Source organism: Polaromonas sp. SP1 (assembly GCF_003711205.1).
GTDB lineage: Bacteria > Pseudomonadota > Gammaproteobacteria > Burkholderiales > Burkholderiaceae_C > Polaromonas.
This window is the reverse complement of sequence record NZ_CP031013.1, coordinates 1,677,533-1,701,078: the sequence shown is the minus strand read 5'-3', so window position 1 is coordinate 1,701,078 and position 23,546 is coordinate 1,677,533. Positions and strand designations below refer to the sequence as shown.

Here is a 23,546-nt window from a genome sequence, read left to right as displayed (position 1 = left end):
CACGTTCAAAAGGGGGTTGAAAGCGATGCCATCATCCCACCGCCCTTTATCGCGATTTATCGCGATTTACCGCGCTTTCGCGCAAGGCTCGCGCATGCTTTGCGCCAAGCCCCCTGAACCGATAGGCAGTCAGTCATGCTCAATATTTTCACGCTCGCCAACGGCCGGCTTTTCCAGGAAGAAATCGAATCCCTGGAAGAACTCTCGAAATTCCAGCCCATCTGGGTCGACCTGGAATCTCCCACCCTCGAAGAAAAACGCTGGATCAAGCAGTATTACGGCCTGTCCATTCCCGAAGACGCGATGGACGAGGACATTGAAGAGTCCGCGCGCTTTTACGAAGAAGACAACGGCGAGCTGCACATCCGCTCCGACTTCCTGATCGCCGACGACGCCGAGCCGCGCACGGTGCGCGTCGCTTTCATCCTGAACCTGGTCAACGACGACCTCAAAAGCAAGGGCGTGCTGTTTTCCATCCACGACGAGGATGTGCCGGTGTTCAGGCTGCTGCGCATGCGCGCGCGCCGTGCGCCCGGGCTGATCGAGGACGCCAAGGAAGTGCTGCTCAAGCTGTTCGACGCCGATGCGGAGTATTCCGCCGACACGCTCGAAGGCATTTATGTCGAGCTTGAAAAAGTCAGCGCCCAGGTGCTGTCGGGCGACGTGACCGACGCGCTGGCCGGTGAAGTGCTGGGCGCCATCGCCCGCCACGAAGACTTGAACGGCCGCATCCGCCGAAACATGATGGACACGCGCCGCGCCGTCAGCTTCATGATGCGCAGCAAGATGCTCAACGCCGAGCAGTTCGAGGAAGCGCGGCAGATTCTGCGCGACATCGACTCGCTCGATTCGCACACGGCTTTCCTGTTCGACAAGATCAACTTCCTGATGGACGCCACGGTCGGTTTCATCAACATCAACCAGAACAAGATCATCAAGATCTTCTCGGTGGCCAGCGTCGCGCTGCTGCCGCCCACGTTGATTGCCAGCGTCTACGGCATGAACTTCAAGCTCATGCCCGAGCTTGATTGGGCGCTGGGCTATCCGTATGCGATTGCGCTGATGGTGGCCAGCGCAGTGGTGCCGATGTGGTACTTCCGCAAACGCGGCTGGCTGAAGTAGCCGAAGTTAGCGCTTCAGCGCCTCACCCCGGGCCGCCTCCAGCACATTCCGCGTCCGGATCGCCTCACGCCGCGCAGCCTCGGCAAAATCATCACCCGAAGACGCGTACAAAATCGCGCGCGACGAGTTCACGATGATGGGCGCGCCTTCGCGCCAGCCGGCCTTGACGGTCGCCACTGCATCACCGCCCTGCGCGCCCACACCGGGGATCAGCAAAGGCAAGGTAGGGGCCACCGTGCGCACACGTTCGATTTCTGCCGGGTAAGTCGCGCCTACCACCAGGCCGAGCTGGCCGTTGAGGTTCCATGGCCCTTGGGCCAGGCGTGCCACGTGTTCGTACAGCAGCGGCTGGCCTTCGATCGAGGCGAAGCGCTGGTTCTGCAAGTCGTCGCCGCCGGGGTTGGAGGTGCGGCACAGCAAAAATGCGCCCTTGCCTTCATATTGCAAATACGGCGCGACAGAGTCGAAGCCCATAAAAGGCGAAAGTGTCACCGCGTCGGCACCGTAGCGCTCAAAAGCCTCTTTGGCGTACTGCTCGGCGGTGGAGCCGATGTCGCCGCGTTTGGCGTCCAGGATGATGGGCACTTGCGGCGCGACACGGCGCATGTGTTCCATCAGGCGTTCGAGCTGTCCTTCGGCGCGGTGGGCGGCGAAGTAAGCGATCTGCGGCTTGAAAGAAATCACCAGGTCGGCGGTGGCGTCGACAATCGCGGCGCAAAAATCGTAGATCTTGTTGGCGTCGCCCTTGAGCTTGCCGGGAAATTTGGCCGGTTCCGGGTCCAGGCCGACGCAGAGCATGGATTTGTTCTGGCGTTCTGCGGCGCCCAGCATGTCTAAGAAGTTCATAGTCCTATTGTAAGAAGGTGGCTCTTCAGCAGGTTTAGTCTCAAACCGGGACAATCCACGCAAACCATCGATCTATCCTCCCTATGCAATTGTCGCAACGCCAACTCGTCCTGCTCGTTCTGCTCACACTGGTCTGGGGCCTGAACTGGCCGGTGATGAAGATCGGCATTGCGGACTTTCCGCCGCTGACGTTCCGGGCGATCTCGATCTGGCTGGGCATTCCGGTGCTGGGGCTGGCGATGGTGGTGCTGAAGGTGCCGTTTTTTGTGCCGCGGGACAAGTGGCGCGAACTCTTCTGGCTGGCGGCGGCGAACATGTTTGTCTGGCATGCACTCATCATCCTGGCGGTGAAAAATCTGAGCAGCGGGCGTGCGGCCATCCTGGGCTACACGATGCCGATTTTTTCGGCGCTGCTGGGTGCCTGGTTTTTTGGCGCGAAGCTGAAAGCCCGCAACTGGCTGGGTGTGGCGGCTGCCGCTGTGGGTGTGGCGCTGCTGCTCTGGTATGAGCTGACGAATCTTTCGGGAAGGCCGCTGGGCGTGTTGTGCGCGCTGGTGGCGGCGGCCGTGTGGGCGCTGGGCACGCAGATGCTGCGCAAGACCACGATCGCCGCAGCGACGCTGACGCTCTCTTTCTGGATGACGGTGATGACGGCCGTGTTGCTGAGCGTGCTGGGCATCGCCTTTGAGATGCCGCAGTGGAAAGCGCCTTCAGCCATCACCTGGGGCGCGATTCTCTACAACGCCGTGCTGATCTTCGGCTTTGCACACGCGGCCTGGTTCACGCTGGCGCGCGCGCTGCCGCCGGTGGCCTCGACGCTGAGCGTGATGATGATTCCCATCCTGGGCGTGTTCTCAGGCGCGCTCGGCCTGGGCGAAGTGCTGCACTGGCAGGACTGGGCGGCGGTGGTGTTGATGGTGGTGGCGATTGCCTCGGTGTTGGCGCCGAGCCGCAACGCTTCTGAAAAAACCTGAAAGAAAAATCAGGCCGAGCCAGGCGTGGTAACCAGGCTCATCGCCAGGCACAAATCATCCCAGGCCTTGGCTTTGTCGGCCGCATTACGCAGCAGATAAGTAGCGTCGTAGGTCAACACGGTTTTGGCGCCATGCAGGCCGTGCACCTGGCCGCGCAGCTTGCCGAAGGGTTCGCTGGACTGCAGCAGGGCTTGCGCGGCCAGGCGGCCCATCACCAGCACCACGTCGGGCCGTGCAGCGGCCACCAGCGCGGGCAAAGCCTCGGGCAGGCCGGTGCCGGTGCCGGCGCCTGCTGCCGCGCCCCGGGCCAGCGGCGCCAGCAACACCACACCGGCCTTGTTCAATCGCGCGGCGCGCAGCATGTTGTCGAGCAGCTTGCCGGCCTCGCCTTCGAATGGATTGAAGGGCCCGCGTTGCAGCGCGGCGGCCGGCGTTTCGGCCAGCACCAGCCAGCGTGAGCCTTCGCCGTGGGCGACGTCGGCGTACAGCGCCTGGGCTTCGCCCATGCTCCACGTGCCGGTTGCAGCGGCTTCACGCGCGGGGGCTTGCGGTGCGGCGGCTGCGGGGGCCACGGGAGCACGCGCGGGCGCGGTGCGCGCGGGAATGGCTTCACGTGCAGGAGAAGCTGCGGCAGGTGCAACAGGCTTTGTTTCATGCACAAAATCAGCTGCAGCCCTCGCTGTGCTTGCACCACCCGCTCCTGAATCGATAGCAGGTACAACGTCAGGCGCAGGCTGCCACACCCGCACGCCCATCTCGCGCAGCATGGCGCGATGGCGTTTGTCGAGGACGAGGCTCATCGTGCGGGCCTCACAGCGCCAGGCTCATGACTACGGCGTCTTCGCGCGCAGCAGAGCCATTGGGGTAGTAGTTGCGGCGCGTGCCGACATGGCGAAAGCCGTAGGCCTCATACACGGCCTTGGCGCGCGCATTGCTCACGCGCACTTCCAGCCACAGCCACTGCGCGCCCTGCCCGCGCGCCCACAGGGCCAGGCCGTCCAGCATGACGCGGGCCCAGCCCTGGCGTTGGTGCTCAGGCGCCACGGTGATGTTGAGCAGGTGCACTTCGTCCACACCCTTCATGGCCACAAAGTAGCCGAGCAGCACGGCGTTGGGCGCGTTGCCCGCCGTGAGCAGCTGCGCGTGGTAGCCGGCATTGATGGAGTCGGTGAAGTTGCCTTGCGTCCACGGATGGTCGTAGGCGGTTTGTTCCACGCGCACCACCTCGCCCAGCCATGCGGGTGTCATGGCTTCGAACTGGGCTTCGAGGGGCTTGAGGATGGCGTTCATGGGGAAAGGGGTGGGGCCTCGGCGAGGAGCTTGGCAGCTTTAACCTGCTCACGCTCTTCGGTTGTGAGCGCTACTTTATCCCGAACGTAGAGCGGCAGGGCGAGGTCGGCGCTCACGCACTGGCCGGCGGCGGCCAGTTGGGGCGCCAGGCGCAGCAAGGCGGTGGCCGTGGGCAAGGCCTCGGCCTGCGCAAAATCTGCAAGCCCGGCCGGCAAGCGCCCGGCGTACACCGCAAACACATTGCCCGCGAGCAGGCCGGTGGCCGCATCGGGCGTGCACGCTTCAGGCCGCACCAGCTCACATTCGCCCAGCGCGCGGCACTGCCCACCGCTGAAGTCAAAACCCTGCACATACATCTCGTCCATGCGGGCGTCCAGCAGCGCCGTCACCCGCAGCGCTGGCTGCGAGTCGCCGTCGCGCTGGAACCGCGCCTCTTCGGCCACCGCCATCAGCGTGTCAATCGGCAGCACGGGAACGCCCGCGCCATGGTTGGCGCCCAGCGCCAGGCCCTGCGCCACGGCGCAGGCGGTGCGCAGCCCGGTGAACGAGCCCGGGCCGCGGCCGAAGGCAATCGCATCGAGCTCGCCCAGCGCCAGCCCCGCCTCCGCCAGCAGCGCCAGCACGGCCGGGATCAGCGTGGTCGAGGCCTGCGCGCCACCGGGGCCGCTGTGCTGCCAGGTGCGCACGCCGTCGGTCACCGCGACCGACATGCGGTCGGTGCTGGTGTCAAAGGCGAGAAATTTCAGGGGTTTAGGCATTAAATCGGGCTCCAGCCCTTGTAGGTTATGCACATTTAGCTACTAAATTAATAGCAACCTGCACATCCGCCAGGAAGGCATCCTGCGGGGAAGGCCTTGATTATCCGCGCCAACGCCTCTTCGGGCCCAGCCGGGGTCAAAGCCGTCTGACGGCCTGCCGCGATAATCGACCCATGACCCAAGACCCGCAGCGCCCACGCACGCCGCACCCTGTTGCGCTGAGCGTGCTGGCCGCCGTGCTGGCCCTTTCCTCTGTCACCGCCCTGGCGCAAGCCCCGCGCCTGCCGGCCCCGATTGAAAAAGCCCTGGCGCGCGCCAAGGTGCCGCGCGACGCGGTCTCCATGCTGGTGGTGGAAGCCGCCACCGGCAAGCCGGTGCCGCGCCTGAGCTGGCGCATCGACACGCCGATGAACCCGGCCTCCGTCATGAAGCTGGTGACCACCTACTCGGCGCTCGATGCGCTGGGCCGCGACTTCACCTGGAAAACGAAGGTGATCCTGGACGGCAGCACCTCGGGCGGGCTGCTCAACGGCAACCTGGTGGTGCAAGGCGGCGGCGACCCGAAGCTGGTGGTTGAGCGCCTGCAGGCCCTGCTGGCCCAGGTGCAGGCCGGCGGTGCGCGCGTGATTCGCGGCGACATCGTGCTGGACCGCAGCGCCTTCAGCGTGCCGCCCACCGACCCGGGCGAGTTCGACGGCGAGCCGCTGCGGCCGTACAACGCGCGGCCCGACGCGCTGCTCATCAACTTCAAGTCCATCGTGATGACCTTCACGCCGGACATGGCCAGCAACCGCGCGCTGGTGCGCTACGAGCCGCCGCTGGCCGGTGTACAAGTGGGCGCGAGTGTGCCCATGGTGCGTGTGGGCCGCTGCGGCGACTGGCGCAGCGAGCTGCGCGCCAGCGTCGAGAACCCGGTCAACATCGAATTCCTGGGCACCTACTCATCGGCCTGCGGCGAAAAAGTCTGGCCCAGCGCCTACCCCGACCCGTCCAGCTTTGCCGCGCGCGCGATTGAGGGCTCCTGGCGGCAGCTGGGCGGCTTGCTGACCGGCACGGCGCGCGACGCCACGCCGCAGGAGCTGGCCACGCTGCGCAGCACCGGCACGATCTCGGGCGAAAAAGCTGCGATCCGGTTTGAGCACCAGTCGCCGACGCTGCTGGAGGTGGTGCGCGACGTCAACAAATATTCGAACAACGTGATGGCGCAGCACCTCTTCCTGACGTTGGGCCTGCACGCAAACCTGGGCCAGCCCAAAGCCGGCACGCTCGATTCGGCCCACGCCGCGCTGGCCGCCTGGTGGAAGAAGAACCTGCCGGGCACAGCGCAACCCCTGATGGACAACGGTTCGGGCCTGAGCCGCAATGAGCGTGTAACGGCAGCCGGCCTGGGCGCGCTGCTGCTGCACGCCGCCAAAAGCCCGCTGGCCGCCGACCTGGCTGATTCACTGCCCATCGCCGGCGTGGACGGCACGCTGCGCGAGCGCGGCAAGGGCGTGGCGGGGCAGGCTTTTTTGAAGACCGGCTCGCTGCGCGACGTGACGGCGATTGCGGGTTATGCCAACGGCAACAGCGGCACGCGCTACATCGTGGTGGGCCTGATCAATCACCCGAACGCCGGCGCCGCCCGCCCGGCGCTGGATGCGTTGCTGGAATGGACGGTAAAAGAGGCGGCCCGATAGCCTGACGCTACCGCCAAAGCGCTGAGTTATCCCTGCCGGGTGTGGACAAAGCTGTTGATGACCACGCGGCTTGCGGGTGAAAACGCCATTTGACGCGGCCTGCGCCACAATGCCTCAAATTTAGGCAACCGGCAGTTCTAGGAGCGTGCTTCGCGCAAAGAAGCCGCCAGCAGGCCCAAGCCCAATGCACCCACGGCCACCGACGCGATGCGGTCCGCCGTGCCGCGCGTGCGGGCATATGCGAGCCGCACACGCTCGCGCGAGAACAAATACGCCAGCAGCGTGTGCCAGCACAGCGCGTTGGCCACAATCATGACCACCGCGGCAACTTGCAACACCGGGCTGGGCGACGCCGGAAACGAAGCGGCAAACACGCTGCCGAAAAAGAGCGCCGATTTCGGGTTGGTGATGTTGGTGAGGAAACCCAGGCGGAACGCGGCGGCCGATGACACCGACGGCCCGCCCTCACCCAGCGCCAGGCCGCCCGAGCGCCACAGCCGGCTGGCCACATACAGCAGGTACAGGCCGCCGGCCACCTGCAGCGCCAGGCGCAGCCCCGGAAAGATCTGGAACACGGCATTGACACCCAGCACCGCGCACAAGGCCCAGATGGCCGCGCCCACCGTGACACCCAGCGCCGCAAACACCGCGCTGCGCGCGCGGTCGCTGGCGGCAAGCTGCGAGACCAGCAACACATTGGCGCCGGGGCTCATCATGGCCGCGACGTGGAGAAACCAGATGGTGAGGAGGATGGAGAGCATGAAAGCGCCCTTTACGGATGGGTGATGGTTGCCGCCAGTATGCCCATAAAGCTCAGCCTGCGTGGCTCAGGTGATACGCCATCAGCGCCACAAAAAGGATCACCATGCCAAGGACGAGCCAACCCCAGGCTTTTCGATGACGCGCACATCTCGCGCAGAAATCCACCGTCTTGGTCGACCCGCCTTTGTACCTTCGCGTGACCGTTTTGAAATCAAACCCCAGTGCCTTGCCGCATTGGTAGCAACACCCGCCGGCGTTCCACCGGTCGCTACGGCGTTCGCGCCACATCATCACAACAAAGACGACCGCAAGAACAATGAGTACGAATACGGTTTTTTCGTCAAACATAACCCTCTCTTTCCCCGCGCCTCAACTGGCGGCAGCGCGCCCCAGCCGGTCGCGCACGCCGTCCCATTCGGCAGCCGGCGGCGGGTTTTCAATCCAGATCAGCTTGACGCCTTTGGCATCGAAATCACGCAGCACGGCAAAGAGTTGCTGCGCGGTGGCGAGGGCATCGTCGGGCATGCGGCGGTACAGGACTTTTTCGGACTTGATACGCACGATGCTGCGGGCATAGACCGCGATGTGGGCGGCGTCGGCGCCGAGCAAATCGAGCGCGGTTTGAATCGGCCCAGCGTCCATCAGGCGCACCTTGGCGTCGGGCGCGTAGTGCGCCTCCAGCGTGCCGGAGGCGCGCGGTGCGTCGCCCAGGTCTGCGTCGCCTTGCTCGAATTCGTCTTTGCCCAGCACAGCTTCACCGCAGGCCGCTTCGAGCTGCGCACGCGTGAGGATGCCCGGGCGCAGCAGCACGGGCCGCCCGCGCGTGCAATCGACGATGCTGGACTCGATGCCGACATCGCAGGGCCCGCCGTCGAGCACCAGCAGGCTGTCGCCGAACTCCTGCTGCACATGCTGCGCGGTGGTGGGGCTGACGCGGCCGAAGCGGTTGGCGCTGGGGCCGGCCACGCCGGTGTCACACGCTTTCAGGAAAGCCAGCGCGACGGGATGCGAAGGGCAGCGCAGGCCGATCGAATCCTGACCACCGGCAGCAGCCGCCGCTACACCCGGCTTGCGCGGCAGGATCACGGTGAGCGGCCCGGGCCAGAAGGCCTTCATCAGGCGCGCGGCAAAAGGCGGCACGCTGCTGGCGTAAGCCTCGACATGCGCCGCGTCGGCCACATGCACGATGAGCGGGTGGTCGGACGGCCTGCCCTTGGCTTCAAAAATGCCGGCGACGGCTGTGTCACTCGAGGCATCGGCGCCCAGGCCATACACCGTCTCGGTCGGGAAGCCGACGAGGCCGCCGGCCTGGATGCGGCGCGCGGCTTCAAGAATCGCTTCAGCGTCGGTGCCGCGAAGAATCATCAGAGATGGCCCAGGCCCGGCAGGCCCAGGATGGCAGCGGCCTTGCGCGCGGTGGCTTTGACGCCCGCGATGTCGGCGCCGGTGATGTTGAGGTGGCCCATCTTGCGCCCGGGGCGCGCTTCGGTCTTGCCGTAAAGATGCAGGTGCGCGCCGGGCAGGGCCAGCACGGCCTGCCAGTCGGGTGTGCGTGAATTGCCTTGCGCGTCAAACCACACATCGCCCAGCAGGTTGAGCATGATGGCCGGTGAATGCTGGCGCGGCTGCGGCAGCGGCAGGCCCGCCATGGCGTGCACCTGCAGGTCAAACTGCGAGACGTCGCAGGCGTCCATGGTGTAGTGGCCGCTGTTGTGCGGGCGGGGCGCCATCTCGTTGACGATGAGCGCGCCGTCAGCGCTGCCGTCGTCCACCAGGAAAAACTCGACGCACAGCACGCCGACGTAGCCGACATGGTTTGCTATGGTTTTTGTAGCTGCCTGCGCACGCTGCGCAAGGGCTGCAGGCATATTTCCCTCATAAGCCTCGGTCACCGCGAGGATGCCGTCCACATGCACATTCAGTTGCGGCGCAAAGCTGACGATGTCGCCGTTCCAGCCGCGTGCCACGATAACGGAGCACTCGGCTTTGAGTGGCAGCATTTTTTCGAGCACGCAGGGGACCTTTTTCAGATCGGCCCAGGCGGCTGCGAGTTCAGCCGCATTTTTGACGCGCACCTGGCCTTTGCCGTCGTAACCCATGCGCGCGGTTTTGAGGATGCCGGGCAGCAAGTTGGCCGGCACGGCGTTCAGCTGTTCTGCCGTTTCGATCACGGCATAAGGCGCGCAAGTCACGCCGGCCAAGACGCCCGACTCGGCGGCGCTGGCGGTGAAGTGCGATTTTTCTTCGATGCGGTTTTGGGCGATGCCCACCGCGGCGGCGCCGGGTGCCACGGGCAGGCTGGTGGCCAGCGTTTTCAGCGCACCGGCAGGCACATTCTCAAATTCGGTGGTGACGGCGGCGCAGAGCGATGCGAGCTGTTTGAGCCCCTTTTCGTCGTCGTAGCCAGTCTGGATATGGTGGTGGCTGACCAGGCCCGCCGGGCTTTGCGCGTCCGGGTCCAGCACCGCGGTGAAGTAACCCAGGCGCTGCGCGGCGTGCACAAACATGCGGCCCAGCTGGCCACCACCCATCACGCCCAGCGTGGCGGGCTGGCCGGAAGCGCAAACGGTGCCGGGAAAAACAGGAAGGCCCGGGGGAAGGCTTGGAAGGCTCATGCGGGAGGCAGTGTCATGGCGTGGGCGGCAGCGGTTTGCTCGGCGCGGAAAGCCTGCAGCTGGGCGGCCAGCGCCTTGTCGTGCAGGGCCAGCATGGCGACAGCAAACAGCGCCGCATTGGCCGCGCCGGCGTTGCCGATGGCAAAGGTGGCAACGGGAATGCCCTTGGGCATTTGCACGATGCTGTGCAATGAATCGACGCCTTGCAGGTGTTTGCTGGCCACGGGCACACCCAGCACCGGCACGGCGGTTTTGGCGGCCAGCATGCCGGGCAGGTGGGCCGCGCCGCCGGCGCCGGCGATGATGGCCTGCAGGCCGCGGCCGGAGGCGCCTTCGGCATAGGCAAACAGCTCATCAGGCATGCGGTGGGCCGACACGACGCGGGCCTCGTGCGCCACGCCGAACTGCATGAGGATCTGCACGGCGTGCTGCATGGTCTCCCAGTCGCTGCTGGAGCCCATCACCACGCCTATCAGGGGGTTTGCCGAATTGTTGCTTGTTGTCATGCGGGGACCTTCAAGGCCGGGGTTGCAGGCTGCTTGCCCGTAACCTCTGATTTTAAGGGCAGGCCACCGGCGAGGCCTTGTCCTGCGTGCTACGCTCCTTCCTCCCGGGCGCCACGCCGCGCCACGCGGGTTGAAACCCGCCCCCGACACCCCAACTCTGCAAGACCATGATCGACGTCACCATTGCCAATTTCGAAGCCGAAGTCGTTACGGCTTCCATGACCACGCCCGTGCTGATCGACTTCTGGGCGCCCTGGTGCGGCCCCTGCAAGTCGCTGGGCCCGATTCTTGAAAAGGTCGAAGTCGAATACGCCGGCCGCTTCAAGCTGGTCAAGATCGACTCCGACCAGGAGCAGCAACTGGGCGCCGCCTTCGGCATCCGCAGCATCCCGACCTGCATCCTGATGGTGAACGGCCAGCCGGTGGACGGCTTTGCCGGCGCCCTGCCCGAAGGCAAGGTCAAGGAGTTCCTCGACAAACACCTGCCGCCGGCGGATGCGTTGGCGCAAGAGCCCGAGCTGACGCTCGAAGAAGAGCCCACCGACCCGGACGCCGTGCTCGAAAAGCTGCAGCACGCTGTTGCCGCCAACCCGGCCGACGACAACGCGCGCTTTGACTACGTGAAGCTGCTGTTGCAACTGGGCCGCGAAGACGACGCCAAGGTGGCGTTTGCGCCGGTCATCGCCCAAACCACCGTGGTGCGGCGTTTTGACTCGCTCAAGCGCTGGATGGATGCTATTGATTTTGTAGCTACAAGTGCAGGTGGCGATTCGGCTGCAGGCCAATTTGATGCAAAAATTGCGGCCAACAAACGGGACTTTGACGCGCGCTTTGGCAAGGCCCGCTGGCTGATGGTGCAACAGCGCTGGACAGAAGCCCTCGACGAGTTGCTGGAGATTTTGATGCGCGACAAGGCCTGGAGCGAAGACCTGGCACGCAAGACCTACATCGCCGTGCTCGACATCATGGAAGCGCCCAAACCCAAGGTGGCGGATGGGCAGATTCCGCCGGAAGACCCCGTCGTGGCGACGTACCGCCGGCGCCTAAGCAGTGTCGTATTGAGTTGAGGCGTCGCCAGGGTCGGCTTGCCGGGGTTTAGTGCCCAAACAAAAGGCGGCTGAGGTTAAACGACATGCCCACTACAAAGGCCTGAAACACAATGGCGCGCCCTGACTGTGGCGCTGTCCCGGCCGCAACGTCCTGAAGACGGTTTCTTCTCCACAGCAGAATCAACAGCGCGGCCAGCAGCGGGCTGAGCAAAGCGTTGAGCCATTGAAGAACCGGTTCACGCAGGGCCAACAGGGGAATGAAATAGACGCTGGCGAGTCCCAGCGCAAACCCGAGCGCCGCCCCCACCAGAAGGTCTCCCAGCGGATCCGCATCTGGGCGTGTGCGCAATGATTTGCGCAACCCGAGGTTGAATAATTCCGAGAAAAGAGTGAGCACGCCCTCGACAAGGATCTCGGCGATGAACTCAAGCATGGATAGCCGTGTTTCGCTGAGCGTAGCGGCAGTTCAACCTTTCAAGCGCGTCAAGGCTTCCTGGTACTTAGCGGCCGTTTTCTCGACAACATCGGCAGGCAGCCGCGGTGCAGGCGGCGTTTTGTCCCAGGGCTTGCCGTTGATACGCACGGCTTCGAGCCAGTCGCGCACAAACTGCTTGTCGTAGCTGGGCGGGTTCTGGCCGGCGGCATAAGCGGCCTCGTAGCCTTCAATCGGCCAGTAGCGCGACGAATCGGGCGTCAGCACTTCGTCCATCAGCGTGAGCGTGCCGTCTTCGTCCAGGCCGAACTCGAACTTGGTGTCGGCAATGATGATGCCCTTGGTGAGCGCGAAGGCGGCGGCGGTGCTGTAGATCTCGATGCTGATCTTTTTGATCTGCGCGGCGAGCTCAGGGCCGACGACCTTCACCACCTGCTCGTAGCTGATGTTTTCGTCGTGCTCGCCGGCTTCGGCCTTGGCGGCCGGCGTGAAGATGGGCTCGGGCAGCTTGCCGGCATTCTTCAGGCCTGGGGGCAGGGGCACGCCGCACACGGCCTGGCTGTCCTGGTATTCCTTCCAGCCGCTGCCGGCCAGGTAGCCGCGCACCACGGCCTCGACGGGAATCGGCTTCAGGCGTTTGACCAGCATGGAGCGGTTCACGACCTGCGGCACTTCGGCCGGGGTGACGACGCTTTCAGGCGCTTCGCCCGTCAGGTGGTTGGGGCAGATGTGACCGAGTTTGTCGAACCAGAACAGCGCCATCTGTGTGAGCAGCGCGCCCTTGCCGGGGATCGGCTCGCCCAGGATGACGTCGAACGCGCTCAGGCGGTCGCTGGCCACCATCAGCAGTTTGTCTTTGCCCACGGCGTAGTTGTCGCGCACCTTGCCGCGCGCCAGCAGGGGCAGGGAGGTCAGGGCAGAGGTGTGGAGTGCTTGGGTCATGGTGGGCGGCGTAAACGGAGGGGAATCAAAGAAAAAGCCCGCGCGACTCGAGAGTCCACGGGCTTTGAATTATCGCCAATCCGCGCGGGCGGAAGGCGGGAATTTTCAGTGCACCACTTGAGCGAGTTCGCCCTTGGCGTACTTGGCGGCCACGACCTGCAGGGTGTCGCCCTTGATCTTGGCGCCCTGGCCTTCGCAGCCGAATTCGATGTAGCGCTGCTTGCACAGGGCCTTGGCGGCTTCGCGGGCGGGCTTGAGCCACTCACGGGCGTCGAATTTCTCGGGGTTTTCAGCGAGGAACTTGCGCACCGCGCCGGTCATGGCCAGGCGGATGTCGGTGTCGATGTTGATCTTGCGCACGCCGTGCTTGATGGCTTCCTGGATTTCCTCAACAGGCACGCCATAGGTTTCCTTCATCTGGCCGCCGTACTGGCGGATGATGGCCAGCATTTCCTGCGGCACCGAAGACGAGCCGTGCATCACCAGGTGGGTGCTGGGGATGCGTTTGTGGATTTCCTTGATGCGGTCGATCGCCAGGATGTCGCCGGTGGGCTTGCGGGTGAACTTGTAGGCGCCGTGACTGGTGCCGATGGCGATCGCCAGCGCGTCAATCTGGGTGCGCTTGACGAAGTCCGCCGCCTGCTCGGGGTCGGTCAGCAGCTGCTCGCGCGTCATGGTGGCGTCGGTGCCGTGGCCGTCTTCCTTGTCGCCCTTCATGGTCTCCAGCGAACCGAGGCAGCCGAGTTCGCCTTCCACGGTGACGCCGTATTTGTGGGCCAGTTGCGAGACTTTTTTCGTCACGTCAACGTTGTATTCATAGCTGGCGATGGTCTTGCCGTCGGCTTCGAGCGAGCCGTCCATCATCACGGACGAGAAACCGAGGTCGATGGCGCCCTGGCAAACGGCCGGGTTCTGGCCGTGGTCCTGGTGCATGACCAGGGGGATGTTGGGGTACATCTCGATGGCCGCTTCGATCAGGTGCTTGATGAAGGGCTCACCGGCGTATTTGCGGGCGCCTGCGCTGGCCTGCAGGATGACGGGCGCGCCGGTTTCCCTGGCCGCTTCCATCACGGCTTGCACCTGCTCGAGGTTGTTGACGTTAAAAGCCGGAATGCCGTAGCCGTTGACTGCTGCATGGTCCAGCAGCTCGCGCATCGATACGAGTGCCATGATCAGATCCCCAGAAAGTTAAAAAACGCTGCCAGAAGAAGGCGGGTTACAGGGCGGAAGGCCGTGCAACGCGAGGGTTGCAGAAGGAGCCGTAACCGTGAAGTAACCGAAGCCTTCATTCTAACGGCTGCGTAAAGCCGGGTTATTCAGGGAATTAGAGGCAGAACCATGCGGTAACAGCGTGTAAAGGGCGGGGACGCGGGTATCTGCGCGAACTGGCCGCCATGCACATCCATCACACGGGCCACGATCTTGTGGCCCAGCCCCAGCCGTTCGGTGGACTGCGCTACCGGAGACCGCCCAGCGGCCGTGTCTGTGCCGTCGTCGCACACCTGAAGCCACGCGCCGGCCGCATCGTGGCCCCACTGCACCGACACGAAAGTACCCCGGGGCGTGTGTTGCAGGGCGTTGTCAATGAGGTTGCGCAAGGCCAGCTCCAGCAGCAGCGGATGGGCGAAAACTTCGGGCGCGACCTTGGGGCCCTCCTCGCCCTCTTCGCGCTCCTCGCGCTCCTCGCCCTGCACGCTGAGCTGGTGCCCGCTTTCCCAGGAGGCCTGCGCATACCCGGCGACCACCTGCGCGGCCAGCGCGCCCAGGTCCAGGGGCTGCATCTGTTGCTGCAGGTCGCTGCGGCTGGCCCGCGCCAGCGCCAGCAACTGCGTGATGACGTGACCGGCCCGCATCGCGTCGGCACCGATTTGCGCCAGCGCCTGTTCGCGCGCCGGGGCTGTGAGCTCACCGCGCAGCGATGCCGCCTGCAAGGCAATGGACGACAAGGGAGTGCGCAGCTCATGGGCCACCTCGCTGGCCAGCTGGCGTTCCCGCTCCAACGAAGCCTGCTGCTGGCCCACCAGCGTGTTGATGGAACGCACCACCGAGTTGAATTCCCGATAGGGGTGGCGGGCCTGCAGGCGCTCGGCCTTGTCCACCTCCAGCTCGGCCACGTCGCGCGACAAGGCCTGCAAGGGCCGCAGGCCGCGCCAGATCGCGATGCACAGCGCGATGGCCACGGCCGGCAGCAGCCACAGCCCCGGCTCGGCCAGTTGCCCGGCCACGTCAGAGGCCAGCTCGTCGCGCTCGTCGGCCCGCACCAGCACCGTCACCTGCCGCGCGTGGCCGGCATCCCACTGCGAAAAGCTGCGCCAGAGGGTCGGGGGCGTGCCCAGCGCCACATCGGTAAAACCCGCCCGTTCGCTGAACGGCGCCAGGGGCGCATCGCCCGAACGGGCCAGCAGCTGCCCGCCGGCGTCGCGCACCAGCACGCTGAGGGAAGATTGGTAGTCGTGGTTTTTCAGCGTGGGAATGACGGCGCGTGCTGTTTCGCGCGATGCCTCTACAAACGGCGGCAGATCCAGGTTGAGCATCAGCGCCGCCGTGCTGGCCAGGTGCCCATCGGTCAGCTCGCCCGCCTCATGAACACCGGTGCGCCAGCCCACCGCCACAAATCCGGCCCATACCAGCAACAGCGCCGCCAGCACCCACAGCAGGAGGCGGCGCGTCAGCGAGACCTGGCGAGGGCTGGCCGTCATGCGCGCTCATCCCGCGGTATGAAGTAACCGACCCCGCGCATCGTCTGGATCAGACCCTCGCCCAGCTTGCGCCGCAGATGGTGCACATGCACCTCGATCGCATTGCTGCCGACGGCGTCTTGCCAGTTGTAAAGGCGTGCTTCCAGTTGCTGGCGCGACAGCACCCGCCCACGGGACTCCAGCAGCAAAAGCAGCAAGGTGAATTCGCGTGGCGCAAGGTCAACGGCTTGCCCCGCACGCAGCACCGTATGGGCGGCCGGGTCGATCACCAGGTCGCCATGCACCAGCAGGGGATGGGCGCGCCCCGCCGCACGGCGCAGCAGGGCGCGCATGCGGGCCTCAAGTTCATCAAGGTCAAAGGGCTTGACGAGATAGTCGTCGGCCCCCAGGTTGAGGCCGGAAATCCGGTCGGCGACCTGGTCGCGGGCAGTCATGATGAGCACCGGCGTTTGCGGATCAGGCAGCGGCCCGTCCGCGCTGCTGCGCACCCGCCTTATCCGCAGCAGCAAGTCGCCGCCGTCACCGTCCGCCAGGCCAAGGTCCAGCAGCACCAGGTCAAACGGCTCGCTGCACAGGGCCGTCCACGCTGAAGCCAGGCTGCCGCAGGCATCGACCGCATAGCCCCGCTGCTGCAGGTTGGCCCGCAGGCCCAGGGCAATACCGGCATCGTCTTCCACCACCAGGATTCGCATGCGTCCATTGTCGGCGCTGCGGGCGGCGGCCGGGGGGTTTCACAGCCCGGTGCAAGGCCTTAAGGGTGAGTTAAGACGCCCCCACTATCTTGCGGCTTCCCGTGTCCACCCGCTTGCGCGAACCTCCCATGACCGCTTCCTCCTTCGACGGCGACGGCGCCCCCGCTGTGTCCCGTGTTTTCCTGGTTACCCTGCTCAGCCTCGCCGTGCTGCTGGCCTGGGACCATTCAGGCCTGGACCTGTGGATGGCGCGCTGGTTCGGCTCCCCGGCCGGTTTTCCCCTGGAAGACCATTGGTTCTGGCGTGGCACGCTGCATGACGGCATCCGCTGGCTGCCCTGGGCGGTCGAGCTGGCGCTGCTGGCGGCCGTCGCGCGGCCTTTCGGCCCCATCTGCCGGCTGGCTGTGGAGCGCCGCGTCCAGCTGGCGCTCACCACCCTGGTTTCGCTGCTGGTGGTGTCCACCCTCAAGCTGCACAGCCTCACAAGCTGCCCCTGGGAGCTCCATGAATTCGGCGGGACGGTGGCCTATGTGTCCCACTGGGCCTGGGGCGTGCGCGACGGCGGCAGCGGCGGCTGCTTTCCTGCCGGCCACGCCTCGGCGGGTTTTGCGTTTGTGGGCGGTTTTTTCGCGTTTCGCCATGCCCTGCCCCGAACGGCGCGGCGCTGGCTGGCCGGCGCCCTGCTCGCGGGATCGGTGCTGGGCCTGGCGCAGCAGGTGCGCGGCGCCCATTACATGAGCCATACGCTCTGGACGGCATGGCTTTGCTGGGCAACTGCAGCCCTGGTGGACAGCGTTATCGGCCAGATGATTTCACAAAGGCCGTCACCCGCTCAAGCACAGGCGCCCGCCCTCTGAGCACGGACGCCATCGATGCAATGATGGTCACATGGCTGACGCCGCCGAACAGCTCTGAATCCACCCGCACACCGGCACTTTTGAGCCGCGCGGCCATGGCCACGGTGCTGCGCTGCGGATCGACCGAGCGGTCTTCGGTGGGGGCCAGCAGCAGTGCCGGCGGAGATGCGCGGGAGGCATGCGTGATCGGCTGGCTGTCGGCGGGCGTACCGGGCCATTCAAAGGCAACTTGTGTCTGCGGATCGCCAATCGGCAAAAAATCGTAAGGGCCGGCCAGGCCTATCCAGCCCGCCAGTTGCGAAGGCTTCATGCCTTCAGCCTGCAGCCAGCGCGCGTCCAGCGCGACCATCGCGGCGTTGTACGCACCGGCGCTGTGGCCCATGACAAACAGGCGCGCCGGGTCCGCGCCGTATTCGGCCGCGTGGTCGCGCGCCCAGCGCACGGCGCGCGCGCTGTCCTGCACAAAAACCGGGTAGCGCACGGCGGGGCTCAGGCGGTAATCCGCCACCACGGCAACGATGCCCTGCGAGGCCAGAGCCTCGCCGACGAAGCGGTAGTCGGCGCGCTCGCCTTTTGACCAGCTGCCGCCGTAGAAAAACACCACCACCGGTGCGTTGCGAACCTCGCCCTGCGGCTGGTAAACATCCAGCCGCTGCCGCGCTTCCGGGCCGTAAGCGATGCCCTCGGTACGCCGGTAGGTGTCGGTCGCCACCGTGGCGTTGAGCAAATCGGCACCCGAACACGCGGTGAGCAGCGCGGGCAACATGGCAAAAAATGAGCGTCTTGGCAAGGGGGAGTCAATGTTGTGCATGACTCCCAAGTACGCAGGCCAGGCGCCGATGGATTCAAGAACGAGCGACCGCAAGGGGCTATCCAACCCAGCATGAGCCGCGGGACTGGCTTCGCCAGACCGCAGGCGGGCGGCCCCCTCGGGGGGCAGGAAGTTACGCGAAGCGAACGACCGTGGGGGCCCTATTCCACCGTGGGGGCCCTATTCCACCCGGCAGATCTTCAGCATGTTCGTGCCGCCCGGCGCGCCCATGGGTTCGCCGCACGTGATGGCGTAGATATCACCGCTGTCGACGATCCCGCGTTTTTTCAGGTGCGCCTCGGCATCGCCGAGTGCGGTGTCGCGTTCGGCGCTGGTGTCCATGAGCAGGGGGCGCACATTGCGGTACAGCGCCATCTTGCGCTGGGTCGCCAGTTTGGGCGTCAGGGCGTAGATGGGGATATGGATGCGGTGGCGGCTCATCCACAGCGCCGTCGAGCCCGAGTCGGTCAGCGCCACGATGGCCTTGCAGCCCAGGTGATGGGCCGTGAACAGGGCACCCATGGCGATGGACTGGTCAATGCGGTCAAAGGTCATGCCGGTGAAGTCGGCGTCCAGTTTAACGTCCTCGGCTTTTTCGGCTTCGGCGCAGATGTTGGCCATCTCGATGATGGTCTCCAGCGGATAACGGCCTGCGGCGGTCTCGGCCGAGGTCATGACGGCGTCGGTGCCGTCGAGCACCGCATTGGCCACGTCGCTGACCTCGGCGCGGGTAGGCACCGGGTTGGTGATCATGGATTCCATCATGTGGGTCGCGGTGATGACCACCTTGTCCAGCTCGCGGGCCATGCGGATCATGCGTTTTTGCAGCGCCGGCACGGCGGCATTGCCGACCTCGATGGCCAGGTCGCCGCGCGCGACCATGATGCCGTCGCTGGCCCGGCAGATGGCTTCCAGGTTCGGGATCGCCTCGGCACGCTCGATCTTGGCGATCAGGCCCGGCTTGTGACGGAATTCGGCGCCGGCCACATTGCACAGCTGGCGCGCCATTTCCATGTCGCTGGCGTTCTGCGGAAAGCTCACCGCGACGTAGTCGGCCTGGAAACTCATCGCGGTCCTGATGTCTTCCATGTCCTTGGCTGTCAGCGCCGGCGCCGTCAGGCCGCCGCCCTGCTTGTTGATGCCCTTGTTGTTCGACAGCACGCCGCCGATCTTGACCGTCGCATGGACCTGCTCGCCCTTGACCTTTTCAACCGTCATGACAATCAGGCCGTCGTTGAGCAGCAGAGTGTCGCCGGCCTTGACGTCGCGCGGCAGCTCCTTGTAGTCCAGGCCCACGCCGTTGATGTCACCCAGCTCGGTGCGGGACGCGTCGAGCACAAACTTCGCGCCTTGCTCGAGCTGCACCTTGCCTTCGGCAAATTTGCCGACACGGATTTTCGGGCCCTGCAGGTCGGCCATGATGGCGACCTCGCGGCCGGCGCGGGTGGCGGCTTCACGCACCAGCGCGGCGCGGTCGATGTGGTCTTGGGCGGTGCCGTGGCTGAAGTTCAGCCGCACGCAATTGACGCCGGCGCGGATCATCTGCTCCAGCAAGGCCGGATCGCTGGAAGCGGGGCCAAGGGTGGCAACGATTTTGGTGCCGCGGCGCTGCATCTTCATGTCTGTCTCCTGTAATTTAGTTTCCGATTTTCACATGAAAACGGTTACGAAGACGTTACCAAATGACCCGCATCGCCTTGGGCCTGAAGCATATAGAGACCACCGCCCCGGGCGGTTTGGCCTGCCATTTTTTATATAAAAAGTGGCTGCAGCCCATATCCCGTATGGGCTAGTTGCTCCTGAAAAAGGAGCAAACCGCTTTCAACCCGCAGCGCGTTTTTGCAGGATTTCGAAGGCCGGCAGCGTCTTGCCTTCCAGCACTTCAAGGAAAGCGCCGCCGCCGGTCGAGATGTAGTCGACCTGCTTTTCAATGCCGTACTTGGCGATGGCGGCCAGGGTGTCGCCGCCGCCGGCAATGGAAAACGCGCTGCTGTCGGCCACGGCGCGCGCGATGCCTTCGGTGCCTTTGGCGAACGCGTCGAATTCAAACACGCCGACCGGGCCGTTCCAGACGATGGTGCCGGCCGCCTTGAGTTGCGCTGCCAGCCGCGCGGTGGTTTGCGGGCCGATGTCCAGGATCAGGTCGTCATCGGCAACGTCGGCAGCCGCCTTGACGGTGGCCGGCGCGTCGGCGGCAAAGGTTTTGGCGGTGACCACATCCGTCGGAATCGGCACCTCGGCGCCGCGCGCTTTCATGGCGTCGATCACGGCTTTGGCCTCGGCCAGCAGGTCGGCTTCGGCCAGGCTTTTGCCGATTTTCAAACCGGCGGCCAGCATGAAGGTGTTGGCGATGCCGCCGCCCACGATGAGCTGGTCGACATTGGCCGCCAGGGCTTTGAGGATGGTGAGCTTGGTCGAGACCTTGCTGCCGGCCACGATGGCGACCAGCGGCCTGCGGGGGCTGGACAGGGCCTTGGAGATGGCGTCCATCTCGGCGGCCAGCAGCGGGCCGGCGCTGGCCACCGGCGCGTATTGCGCAATGCCATAGGTGGAGGCCTCGGCGCGGTGCGCCGTGCCGAAAGCGTCGTGCACAAAAATATCGCAAAGTGCGGCCATCTTGCGAGCCAGCTCTTCGCTGTTTTTCTTCTCGCCTTTGTTGAGGCGGCAGTTCTCCAGCATCACCAGCTGGCCGGGTTTCACATCCACGCCATCGACCCAGCCGGACACCAGCGCAACGTCGCGCTTCATCAGCTCGCCCAGCCGTTTGGCCACCGGCGCCAGCGAATCCGCCGGCTTGAATTCACCCTCCACGGGCCGCCCGAGGTGGGACGTCACCATCACCGCCGCACCGGCGTCCAGCGCCATCTGGATGCAGGGAATCGAAGCGCGGATGCGCGTGTCTTCCGTGATGTGGCCGTTGTCACCCAGCGGCACGTTGAGGTCGGCACGGATGAAAACGCGCTGGCCGGCAGCCTTGCCGCTGGCGCACAGGTCGGAGAAACGGATGAAGTTCATGGAGGGCTCACAGAATGAAAAAAGGCTTTGGGTCAGATCGCCCAAAGCCTCAAATTGTAGGTGGCTGGAAGCACCCGGCCAGTCAGACAAAGCCGGGGATAAGCCCCACTGTTACACAACCGAACTCTCAAGCCCAGCATGAGCCGCGGGACTGGCTTTGCCAGACCGCAGGCGGGCGGCCCCCCGAGGGGCTGGAGCCCGCGGCTCCAAGCCTGCATGCGCAGGCTTGGACGGGCGACAGAGGCGAAGCGTCTCGCGAGCCGCGGCCTGCAAGGCCTCGGGAGCTACACGAAGTGAGCGACCGTGGGGGCTACCAATTCAAGCCCATGTGCAGCGGCAGGTACACCGCCATGCCGGCCAGGATGGTGCCCAGAACACCGTGCCGCCAGTAATACCAGGCGGTGCCGGCGATTACGGCAAACAGCCGCGCGTCTTTCCAGGTCGCGATGAAATGGCCTTGCGTCATGACCATTTCCGGCACGATCACCGCGGCCAGCGCGGCGATGGGCGCGTAATGCAGGCCGCGCTGCGCCCAGCCGGGCAATGTCCAGGGTTTGTCCGAGAGGAAAAAGAAGGAGCGCGTGATGACGGTCATCAGCGTCATGCCGAGGATGGTGACCACTGTCCAGAGATCGGTCTGGTTCATGCGGTGTCTCCGGTTCCGGGGCTGGCTTCAGGCCGGGCCGGTGCGGTTTTTTCCAGGATCAGGCAGACGACAACGGCCGCCGCGATGCCCACCAGGATATTGAGTTTGAGCGGCAGGGCAAACGTGGCCACGGCGGCGGCGCCCGCGATAGCCGCAGACACCGCCCGCAGGCGCGTGGTCGCCAGCGACCACATGATGCCCAGCAGCGCCAGGATGCCGGCAAAACCCAGGCCCCAGGACAGCGGGATGGAGTTGGCCAGGGCGATGCCCACCAGCGTGGCGCCCACCCAGCTGACCCAGCTCATGCCGCAGCTGCCGATCCAGTAGGCGTCTTGTGCTGCGATGCCGGCGGCGTCGCTGGACGGGTGCGGGAAGCGTTTGGTAAAGAGCACATAGTTCAGGTCGGCCATGCCGTAGCCAAACGCCATGCGACGCCACAGGCCCTGGTGCATGACATAAGGTCGCAGATGGGCGCTGAACACCATGAAGCGCAGGTTGACGCAAAACGAGGTGGCCAAAATCACCCACATGGGCGCGCCGGCCACGATCAGCGGCAGGGCCGCCAGCTGGGAACTGCCGGCAAACACCAGGATGGCCATCAGCAGGACCTCGGTCAAACTCATGCCCGACTTGACCATGGCCACGCCCGTCATCAGGCCCCAGGCGGCAATGCCCGGCGCCACGGCGGCGAGCTCTGCCACCCCCACGCGAAACTCGGGGTGCTTGAACAATGTTTTCACAAAACCTTCCTTCTGCTCATACGGGCCGTCCGGCTTGCGCCTGGCTGAACACCATGCCAGGCCGGATCTCGAAACCCCGCAAAAAATCGGCCGCGTCGAGCGCCTTGCCGCCGGCCTTTTGCAGGCGGCTCACCCGCAGAACGCCGTCTACCGTGGCGATGTCGACGCCTTCCGGGCCCGCGGCCAGCACCTGGCCGGGCTGGGAATTTGCCGGCGCCGCACCGGGCAGCACTTCGGCCCGCCAGAATTTGAGCGTCTGGCCGTCCAGCAGGCCGGCGGCGCCCGGGAAGGGATTAAAGGCGCGAATGCGGCGCTCAATGGCGGCCACGCCTTGCGTCCAGTCGGTCAGGGCTTCGTGTTTCTCGATTTTGTGGGCGTAAGTGACGCCGTCTGCCGGCTGGACGACCGGCTTGAGGCCGCCGCAGGCAGCGAGTTCCAGCGCTTCAACGATGAGGCGCCCGCCCAGGTCGGCCAGCCTGTCGTGCAGGGAGCCGGTGGTGTCTTGCGCAGTGATCCGCAGCTTCTCGCCCAGCAGCATGTCGCCGGTGTCGAGCCCGGCATCCATCTGCATGATGGTGACGCCGGTATCGGTATCGCCGGCTTCGATGGCGCGGTGAATAGGGGCGGCGCCGCGCCAGCGCGGCAGCAAAGACGCGTGGATATTCAGGCAGCCCAGTCTGGGAGCATCAAGCACCCACTGCGGAAGAATCAGCCCGTAAGCCGCGACGACCATCACGTCCGCGTGTGCGGCGGCAATAGCCTCGCGGGCTGCTACGGCGTCGTCAGGAAATTTGCCATCCAGCCGCAGGCTGCGGGGCTGGGCGACGGCAACGTGGGCGCTTTCTGCCCACTGCTTGACGGGCGAAGCCTGCAGTTTCATGCCGCGGCCGGCAGGGCGGTCGGGCTGTGTGAAGACCAGGGGGATGTCAAAACCGGCTGCGTGCAGTCTTTCCAGGGCCACTCGGGCGAACTCTGGGGTACCGGCAAAAATGACGCGCATGGAGTCCGATTCTAAGGACTCTCAGGGAAATCCCGCGGCAGGGGCCGCAAAGCCCCCGTCCTCCGGCACGCATGGCGAGCCGCCCCGGCAAGCGGGGCGGGCGCTCAACA

25 protein-coding genes are annotated in these 23,546 nt (G+C 65.3%); 5 read left to right on the top strand and 20 right to left on the bottom strand.

Going from position 1 to position 23,546, the window contains the following annotated elements:
• Positions 1–135 precede the first annotated feature (135 nt).
• The gene (gene corA / locus DT070_RS08110) at positions 136–1,122 is read left to right on the top strand and encodes a magnesium/cobalt transporter CorA (protein ID WP_122954937.1); all 987 of its coding nucleotides are present in this window, start codon (positions 136–138) and stop codon (positions 1,120–1,122) included.
• 6 nt (positions 1,123–1,128) lie between these two features.
• Here the strand turns inward: corA and pyrF are convergent, their stop codons facing one another.
• Positions 1,129–1,968, bottom strand: coding sequence for an orotidine-5'-phosphate decarboxylase (gene pyrF / locus DT070_RS08105; RefSeq protein WP_194965944.1), 840 nt, complete (start codon positions 1,966–1,968; stop codon positions 1,129–1,131).
• Positions 1,969–2,051: 83 nt separating this feature from the next.
• Here pyrF and DT070_RS08100 point away from each other — a divergent pair, with 83 nt between their 5' ends.
• The gene (locus tag DT070_RS08100) at positions 2,052–2,942 is read left to right on the top strand and encodes a DMT family transporter (protein ID WP_122954936.1); all 891 of its coding nucleotides are present in this window, start codon (positions 2,052–2,054) and stop codon (positions 2,940–2,942) included.
• Between the two features lie 8 nt (positions 2,943–2,950).
• Here DT070_RS08100 and DT070_RS08095 read toward each other — a convergent pair whose 3' ends face one another.
• From DT070_RS08095 to tsaB, 3 genes are read right to left on the bottom strand one after another with little or no spacing between them, the layout of a single operon-like run.
• Positions 2,951–3,742 carry a uracil-DNA glycosylase family protein gene (locus DT070_RS08095; RefSeq protein ID WP_122954935.1) on the bottom strand — a complete coding sequence of 264 codons (792 nt, stop codon included), beginning with the start codon at positions 3,740–3,742 and terminating at the stop codon, positions 2,951–2,953.
• A gap of 10 nt (positions 3,743–3,752) precedes the next feature.
• Positions 3,753–4,232, bottom strand: coding sequence for a ribosomal protein S18-alanine N-acetyltransferase (gene rimI / locus DT070_RS08090; protein ID WP_122954934.1), 480 nt, complete (start codon positions 4,230–4,232; stop codon positions 3,753–3,755).
• Positions 4,229–4,990, bottom strand: coding sequence for a tRNA (adenosine(37)-N6)-threonylcarbamoyltransferase complex dimerization subunit type 1 TsaB (tsaB, locus tag DT070_RS08085; protein ID WP_194965945.1), 762 nt, complete (start codon positions 4,988–4,990; stop codon positions 4,229–4,231). The genes rimI and tsaB overlap by 4 nt, the downstream gene beginning before the upstream one ends.
• Before the next feature lie 173 nt (positions 4,991–5,163).
• On the opposite strand from tsaB, the gene dacB reads away from it, so the two are divergent.
• On the top strand, positions 5,164–6,669 hold the full coding sequence (gene dacB, locus DT070_RS08080; protein ID WP_122954933.1) for a D-alanyl-D-alanine carboxypeptidase/D-alanyl-D-alanine-endopeptidase: 1,506 nt from the start codon (positions 5,164–5,166) through the stop codon (positions 6,667–6,669).
• A 137-nt stretch (positions 6,670–6,806) separates the two neighbouring features.
• Here the strand turns inward: dacB and DT070_RS08075 are convergent, their stop codons facing one another.
• Genes DT070_RS08075 through purE form a run of 5 tightly spaced genes read right to left on the bottom strand, consistent with a single transcriptional unit; the run spans position 6,807 to position 10,552 of the window.
• Positions 6,807–7,430, bottom strand: a complete 624-nt coding sequence (locus DT070_RS08075; protein WP_122954932.1) for a LysE family translocator — start codon at positions 7,428–7,430, stop codon at positions 6,807–6,809.
• 52 nt (positions 7,431–7,482) lie between these two features.
• The gene (locus DT070_RS08070; RefSeq protein WP_122954931.1) at positions 7,483–7,779 is read right to left on the bottom strand and encodes a hypothetical protein; all 297 of its coding nucleotides are present in this window, start codon (positions 7,777–7,779) and stop codon (positions 7,483–7,485) included.
• A gap of 21 nt (positions 7,780–7,800) precedes the next feature.
• Entirely contained in the window at positions 7,801–8,796 is a 996-nt protein-coding gene (locus DT070_RS08065; RefSeq protein ID WP_122954930.1) for an L-threonylcarbamoyladenylate synthase, read from the bottom strand.
• Complete coding sequence (locus DT070_RS08060) at positions 8,796–10,046, bottom strand: 5-(carboxyamino)imidazole ribonucleotide synthase (RefSeq protein WP_122954929.1); 1,251 nt, start codon at positions 10,044–10,046, stop codon at positions 8,796–8,798. The genes DT070_RS08065 and DT070_RS08060 overlap by 1 nt, the downstream gene beginning before the upstream one ends.
• The gene (gene purE, locus DT070_RS08055) at positions 10,043–10,552 is read right to left on the bottom strand and encodes a 5-(carboxyamino)imidazole ribonucleotide mutase (RefSeq protein WP_122954928.1); all 510 of its coding nucleotides are present in this window, start codon (positions 10,550–10,552) and stop codon (positions 10,043–10,045) included. Before purE ends, DT070_RS08060 begins: the two co-directional genes overlap by 4 nt.
• A gap of 167 nt (positions 10,553–10,719) precedes the next feature.
• On the opposite strand from purE, the gene trxA reads away from it, so the two are divergent.
• Positions 10,720–11,619, top strand: coding sequence for a thioredoxin (gene trxA, locus DT070_RS08050; RefSeq protein ID WP_122954927.1), 900 nt, complete (start codon positions 10,720–10,722; stop codon positions 11,617–11,619).
• Between the two features lie 28 nt (positions 11,620–11,647).
• Here trxA and DT070_RS08045 read toward each other — a convergent pair whose 3' ends face one another.
• From DT070_RS08045 to DT070_RS08025, 5 genes are all read right to left on the bottom strand, one after another.
• Positions 11,648–12,034, bottom strand: a complete 387-nt coding sequence (locus DT070_RS08045) for a hypothetical protein (RefSeq protein ID WP_122954926.1) — start codon at positions 12,032–12,034, stop codon at positions 11,648–11,650.
• A gap of 33 nt (positions 12,035–12,067) precedes the next feature.
• On the bottom strand, positions 12,068–12,976 hold the full coding sequence (locus DT070_RS08040) for a phosphoribosylaminoimidazolesuccinocarboxamide synthase (RefSeq protein WP_122954925.1): 909 nt from the start codon (positions 12,974–12,976) through the stop codon (positions 12,068–12,070).
• 105 nt (positions 12,977–13,081) lie between these two features.
• Positions 13,082–14,146 carry a class II fructose-bisphosphate aldolase gene (gene fba, locus DT070_RS08035; RefSeq protein ID WP_122954924.1) on the bottom strand — a complete coding sequence of 355 codons (1,065 nt, stop codon included), beginning with the start codon at positions 14,144–14,146 and terminating at the stop codon, positions 13,082–13,084.
• Between the two features lie 146 nt (positions 14,147–14,292).
• Positions 14,293–15,675 (bottom strand): histidine kinase dimerization/phospho-acceptor domain-containing protein, encoded by a 1,383-nt coding sequence (locus DT070_RS08030; RefSeq protein WP_122954923.1) that lies wholly within the window; start codon positions 15,673–15,675, stop codon positions 14,293–14,295.
• The gene (locus DT070_RS08025; protein WP_122954922.1) at positions 15,672–16,367 is read right to left on the bottom strand and encodes a response regulator; all 696 of its coding nucleotides are present in this window, start codon (positions 16,365–16,367) and stop codon (positions 15,672–15,674) included. Before DT070_RS08025 ends, DT070_RS08030 begins: the two co-directional genes overlap by 4 nt.
• A 128-nt stretch (positions 16,368–16,495) precedes the next feature.
• On the opposite strand from DT070_RS08025, the gene DT070_RS08020 reads away from it, so the two are divergent.
• A complete protein-coding gene (locus DT070_RS08020; protein WP_122954921.1) occupies positions 16,496–17,224 on the top strand; it encodes a phosphatase PAP2 family protein in 729 nt (242 codons plus the stop codon).
• Here DT070_RS08020 and DT070_RS08015 read toward each other — a convergent pair.
• From DT070_RS08015 to fmt, 6 genes are all read right to left on the bottom strand, one after another.
• Positions 17,163–18,014 (bottom strand): alpha/beta hydrolase, encoded by an 852-nt coding sequence (locus DT070_RS08015; RefSeq protein ID WP_228778544.1) that lies wholly within the window; start codon positions 18,012–18,014, stop codon positions 17,163–17,165. The genes DT070_RS08020 and DT070_RS08015 overlap by 62 nt on opposite strands.
• Positions 18,015–18,215: 201 nt before the next feature.
• Positions 18,216–19,649: a pyruvate kinase gene (pyk, locus tag DT070_RS08010; RefSeq protein ID WP_122957316.1), complete on the bottom strand. Its 1,434-nt coding sequence runs from the start codon at positions 19,647–19,649 to the stop codon at positions 18,216–18,218.
• A gap of 207 nt (positions 19,650–19,856) precedes the next feature.
• Positions 19,857–21,050, bottom strand: coding sequence for a phosphoglycerate kinase (locus tag DT070_RS08005; RefSeq protein WP_122954919.1), 1,194 nt, complete (start codon positions 21,048–21,050; stop codon positions 19,857–19,859).
• 310 nt (positions 21,051–21,360) lie between these two features.
• The gene (locus DT070_RS07995; RefSeq protein WP_122954917.1) at positions 21,361–21,696 is read right to left on the bottom strand and encodes an AzlD domain-containing protein; all 336 of its coding nucleotides are present in this window, start codon (positions 21,694–21,696) and stop codon (positions 21,361–21,363) included.
• Positions 21,693–22,436 carry an AzlC family ABC transporter permease gene (locus DT070_RS07990; RefSeq protein ID WP_122954916.1) on the bottom strand — a complete coding sequence of 248 codons (744 nt, stop codon included), beginning with the start codon at positions 22,434–22,436 and terminating at the stop codon, positions 21,693–21,695. Before DT070_RS07990 ends, DT070_RS07995 begins: the two co-directional genes overlap by 4 nt.
• A gap of 16 nt (positions 22,437–22,452) precedes the next feature.
• On the bottom strand, positions 22,453–23,436 hold the full coding sequence (gene fmt / locus DT070_RS07985; protein ID WP_122954915.1) for a methionyl-tRNA formyltransferase: 984 nt from the start codon (positions 23,434–23,436) through the stop codon (positions 22,453–22,455).
• Positions 23,437–23,546 lie beyond the last annotated feature (110 nt).